This is a genomic window from Streptomyces sp. NPDC059371 (assembly GCF_042751995.1).
Lineage (GTDB): Bacteria > Actinomycetota > Actinomycetes > Streptomycetales > Streptomycetaceae > Streptomyces.
Genome location: NZ_JBHYXD010000192.1, coordinates 1 through 4,714 on the forward strand (window position 1 = coordinate 1; position 4,714 = coordinate 4,714).

The following is a 4,714-nucleotide window of genomic DNA, read 5'->3' on the forward strand; positions in this document are numbered from 1 at the left end:
TCCTGCAACAACCCTGGCTCCGAAACTCCACCACCGCACCGCCCTGCGCACTGCAACTGCGGTAATGCTGCCCGGCAGTTCGTCTCTGTCGGGCCCTGCTGATCTCGGCTACGAGAGAAACCATAGCCAGACGATCTCCCAATGTCTACTCCAGCCAGCATAGATTTTTGTGCGTTCGGCGGGGAGGTAAGCGACCTCGACGGTGACGGAGGCTGGCACCCGTCACTGTCAGGGCGAGAGGTCCGGGGCATGTGCAGCGGGCAGAAGAGTGTCGTCGCGCGATCCAAAAGCCCTGGGACCCCAACGAAGAGCGTCAACGCCACAACCGCCCGCTCACCCGCTGGCCGGCGAGGACCTCGGCATGCGGGCTTGGTATGTCGCACGGACAAGGCGTACGGCCGCCGAGTCCGGGGCGGACGTTGGCGTCCGTTCAGGAGCTCTGTGGTGCAATGACACTGCCCGGCACCGGGCCCTGGCGCCGCCCCCTCGGCCCACTCGACAGGGGGCACTGCGCCGGCGGGCAGTAAAGAGCGAGGAGTCACCGTGACCGTATGCGGGCCTGGCGAAGAAGGCAGGCCGACCACTCGTCTTCCTGACAGCGACGGCGGCCGGGGCGGGGCGATGACCTTGGCGGGGACGCTGGCGGCGGCGGAGGCCGCGGCGCCCGTGGAGTCGCTCGACGTGGTCGCGCGCATGCTCAAAGAGCGACTCGGGGCCGCGGCGGTGTCGTTCCTGATCACCGACTTCAGCGGCGGCTCGGTTGTACGGCTGGGGGCGGCGGGCAGCGTCGAGACCGACGAGCCCGCGCGGCGCATCACGTTGCGGGGCACCCTGTACGACGACGTGATCCGCACCCAGCGGCCGAGGGTGGAGGACAAGGGCGAGGGCGGTCTGGTGCGGCTCGTCGCCCCGGTGACCAACCGCGGGGACGCCATCGGGCTCCTGGAACTGTTCTTGCCCGTCGCGCCTGACGCGGAGGTGATGCGGGAGGTCAGCGAGACCGCGCACGCGCTGGCGTACATCGTCATTGCGAACCGGTCCTTCACCGACGTGTACCAGTGGGGCCGCCGCACCGCCCCGCTGAGCCTGGCCGCGGAGATCCAGCACCGGCTGCTCCCGGCATCACTGGCATGTGAGGCGGCCCAGTTCGCGGTCGCCGGGGCACTGGAGCCGGCCGACCACGTCGGGGGTGACACCTTCGACTACGTGATCGACCGGGACACGGTCCAGCTCTCCGTCACCGACGCCATGGGCCACGACGTCGATGCCGCTCTGCTCGCAACTCTCCTGGTGGGCGCCCTGCGCCGCGCACGACGGGCGGGTGCCGGCCTCGCCGAACAGGGCGATCAGGCCGACCAGGCCGTGCGCGAGCACGGCCGCCACGGCTACGTCACCGGCCAGCTCCTGCGTATCAGCCTGCTCGACGGCACCGCCGAGTTCATCAACGCCGGGCACCCCTGGCCACTGAGGATGCGGGACGGACAGGTTCGGGAGATCACTCCGAAGATCGATATGCCGTTCGGCTTCCACGCACCGCACAGCTACCGAGTCCAGTCGCTGGACCTGCGGCCGGGCGACCGGCTGGTGATGCTGACCGACGGCATGCTGGAGCGCAACGCCAACAGCCTCGATCTGCCGGACCTGATCGTCCGCACTCGCGCGCTGCATCCCCGCGAGGCCGCCCGCACCCTCATCGCCGCAGTCGTCGACGCCAACCACGGTCACCTGCAGGACGACGCGACCGTCATGTGCCTCGACTGGCACGGCATCGGCCACTCCCATCGGGACGCCGACACCGGCGCCAACCTCGCCGACGCCTCCGCCCCGTCGCCAACGGGGCGGACCACTACTGGGCGATGACCTTGAGACTGCTCCGCTCCCCCGCTTCGGACGGCCCTTGGACCGCGGTGCGGAGGAGCGGACGGCTTTCGCGCGCGGCGCGATGCCTCGACGGCCGCCCTGCCCGTCGCGGCTCGGCACGCGGCAACGTGCGTGACCAGCGGCCCTGGCCAAAACGTTGTCGCGGTCAGTAGACGGCCAGGGAGATGGCGATGTAGTGCGCCGTGAAGGCCGCCACGGTCAGGGCGTGGAACACCTCGTGGAAGCCGAACCAGCGCGGTGAGGGATCGGGGCGCTGGAGGGCGTAGACGACCGCGCCCGCGCTGTAGAGGAGACCGCCGGCCACGACCAGGGTGAGTACGGCCGCTCCGCCGGTGTGCAGGAAGTCGGGCAGGTAGCGCACCGGTGCCCACCCCAGCGCCAGGTAGCACGGGGTGTACAGCCAGCGCGGAGCTCCCACCCACAAGACGCGGAAGGCGATGCCGACCAGTGCGCCCGCCCACACGATCCACAGCAGCACGGACCGCTGGCCCGGCGGGAGAAGGACCACCGCAAGGGGCGTGCAGGTGCCGGCGATGATCAGGAAGATGTTGGCGTGGTCGAGACGCCGCAGGACCGCCTCGCCGCGCGGCCCCCAGGTGCCGCGGTGGTAGATGGCGCTCGTTGCGAACAGCAGCCAGGCGGTGACCGAGTACACGGCGCAGGCCACGTCTCCCTGCGGGGTGCGGGCCAGACAGATGAGCACGATGCCCGCGATCAGTGCGGCGGGGACCATCCCGGCATGCAGCCAGCCACGCAGCCTCGGCTTGATCGGTTCGGCCAGATCGGCGGCCCGCTCCACCAGAGCGGCAACCGAGTGCCCGCTCTCCCCACCTTGTGATCCGCAGGGCAGCGCGTCTTCATGGTGTTCTCCACGCGCTGCGACAGCGTACGTGTATTCGGCTTCAGCGGCGTCGTGCGACACGGCTTCTCGTCCTCCCTCGGACTCCTGGGCATCACCGGTGATCATGCAGCCATGCTAAAAGACCTCGCCCAGACAGTTTTCTGCAAGGCCGGTCTCGAAACAGCCAGGCCGCGTCGCCGGACATGGGGCACTTCGCCGAGGTGTGAACTCCGGCCCGTTGCTGCTGCCGCCCATTGGGCTCGAGCGGAATAGATCAGGTCCTCATGGGAACGATCAGAGCTCCCGAGCGGGTATCTCCGCTCCCTGCGCGCAAGGATCGCCGATGCTTCCTGAGGTCCGCCCCCACCTGTCCGGCCCCCTCGCCGACCAGTTGGAACACCAACTGGGTCTGGCTCCGCAACGGGAAGCCGGCGATCTCGATGTGCAGCGCGTCGCCGGCATCGCCGTCGTCGCAGCCGCCCACTCCGATGGGTATGCGGCCACCGGTCACCTCCTGGGGCTGCTGGCCGCGCTGCCTGCCCCCACCACGGCAGGAGAACGCTTCTGGTCGGAGCTGTGGAGGTCTTCGGGCACCGCGTACCTGCTGCCTGCCAACATCAAGGCTGCGGTGCTGCGTTCCCTGGCGGGAGAAGGAATCGCGCTGGCCCGACAGATCCTGTCGGCTGTCGATGAGATGACTCCGCCCCAGCGCGTCGCAGCCGGGGAGGTGATCGGTCAGGCCCTCGCCGAGTCCGACCATTTTCCCGACCTCAAGACACAGGTCATCGGAGAACTATGGCTCCGTGACCTCGAACTCACCGCCTGGCGCGTCCTGCACGCAGACCGCAGGTCCGACGATCCGACAGGACGCAAAGCATTCCTCGATGCCTGGAGCAGGGTCTGAGCTTCAGCGCTTGCTTGTCGTGATGGGTGAACACCTCCAGCAGTGCCCGGACGGTCACGTGTGCGTCTGCAGGATGGCGGAGGGCGCCGTCCAGGCAGGATGTAGCGCGTGCGCCGTCCGGCACGCTCCCGGCGCAGGTAGCCGGCCTGTTCAAAATCGTGACGATGTTCTGGGCGGTCCGCCCGGTGACGTAGCAAGCCGCGGCGATGTACCGAAGGCGGGCGGCACGGGGCGCGGGCGATGACGATCAGCACGGTTGTGGTTGGTGAGGAAGCTCCACTTCCCGTCTGTTCGTTCACCATCTGCTCCGTTCTTCGATGTCGCCCAGCTGTGAACACCGCAGGGAATCGGTTTCATCACCATCAGTGGCAGGCCGTGAGTGTCGACCACTCGACCACGGTGGCGGCCGTTGATCCCTTTTTGCCAGGGTCCAAGCCATGAGAGTCTTCCCACGGTCGAAGCCGCTTTGCCTGCCTGCGAGGCGCTGACCGTGGCCACCGCCCTGGCTCCTTTGCCCATCTGGCAGATCCGTCCGATCAGCACCTACCGCACACCGGGGGAACCTCAGGGTGGCCAGTAAATATAATCGGCCCATGTCGAAGCCTGACGAGCTGCTCGTTGACGTCGCCGCCCTGGTGGAGTCCGGGCAGAGCAATCAGATGTCCCTGACCGTGGTCACCGGTGGTGCTGTCATCACCGGCCGGCTTGCTCCCGAAGCAGTGTGGCGGCAGAGGGTGTCGGACGTGCTGACGGATTCCGCCCGCTTGGGAGAGTTCTCAGCCGTCTTCGACACCCCCGCGAAGAACGGGCCGCCCACGCATCTGCACTTCCATGTTGCCCGGATCCTGCAGGGCACGGTGGGGATCCCGGAGACGGGCGGGATGTACCGCGTGGCGATCGCCGACGTCGGCGCCTGGACCGTGGGCGACTTCAGCTATTCCGATCACTGAGCAACCCCGCGGCGGGAACCCGTTGCAAGCAGTGTGGGCCCGCGCCGGGGGGGGCGCGCCCCGCCCCCACCACGCGGGTGAGGGGTGGGGAGCGGCGCTTTTACAGCGAGGTAGCAGCCGCGGGGGGCGGAGCGCCCC

Annotated in this window: 4 protein-coding genes; 3 read left to right on the plus strand and 1 reads right to left on the minus strand. The window is 68.7% G+C overall.

Annotated features, from left to right (window positions below):
• The first annotated feature begins 621 nt into the window (after positions 1-621).
• Positions 622-1,860: a PP2C family protein-serine/threonine phosphatase gene (locus ACFXGX_RS42990; protein WP_384803884.1), complete on the plus strand. Its 1,239-nt coding sequence runs from the start codon at positions 622-624 to the stop codon at positions 1,858-1,860.
• Positions 1,861-2,026: 166 nt separating this feature from the next.
• Here ACFXGX_RS42990 and ACFXGX_RS42995 read toward each other — a convergent pair whose 3' ends face one another.
• Entirely contained in the window at positions 2,027-2,848 is an 822-nt protein-coding gene (locus tag ACFXGX_RS42995; RefSeq protein WP_384803887.1) for a hemolysin III family protein, read from the minus strand.
• Positions 2,849-3,065: 217 nt separating this feature from the next.
• Between ACFXGX_RS42995 and ACFXGX_RS43000 the strand changes: the two genes are divergently transcribed.
• Both ACFXGX_RS43000 and ACFXGX_RS43005 read left to right on the plus strand, forming a co-directional pair.
• Positions 3,066-3,626, plus strand: coding sequence for a hypothetical protein (locus ACFXGX_RS43000; RefSeq protein ID WP_384803890.1), 561 nt, complete (start codon positions 3,066-3,068; stop codon positions 3,624-3,626).
• Positions 3,627-4,219: 593 nt separating this feature from the next.
• The gene (locus ACFXGX_RS43005; RefSeq protein ID WP_328446067.1) at positions 4,220-4,576 is read left to right on the plus strand and encodes a hypothetical protein; all 357 of its coding nucleotides are present in this window, start codon (positions 4,220-4,222) and stop codon (positions 4,574-4,576) included.
• The last annotated feature ends 138 nt before the right edge of the window (positions 4,577-4,714 follow it).

Bases quoted from the DNA above. Each gene is read 5' to 3' on its own strand.
- ACFXGX_RS42990 (WP_384803884.1), top strand. From the start codon at position 622: ATGACCTTGGCGGGGACGCTGGCGGCGGCGGAGGCCGCGGCGCCCGTG.
- ACFXGX_RS42995 (WP_384803887.1), bottom strand. From the start codon at position 2,848: ATGATCACCGGTGATGCCCAGGAGTCCGAGGGAGGACGAGAAGCCGTG.
- ACFXGX_RS43000 (WP_384803890.1), top strand. From the start codon at position 3,066: ATGCTTCCTGAGGTCCGCCCCCACCTGTCCGGCCCCCTCGCCGACCAG.
- ACFXGX_RS43005 (WP_328446067.1), top strand. From the start codon at position 4,220: ATGTCGAAGCCTGACGAGCTGCTCGTTGACGTCGCCGCCCTGGTGGAG.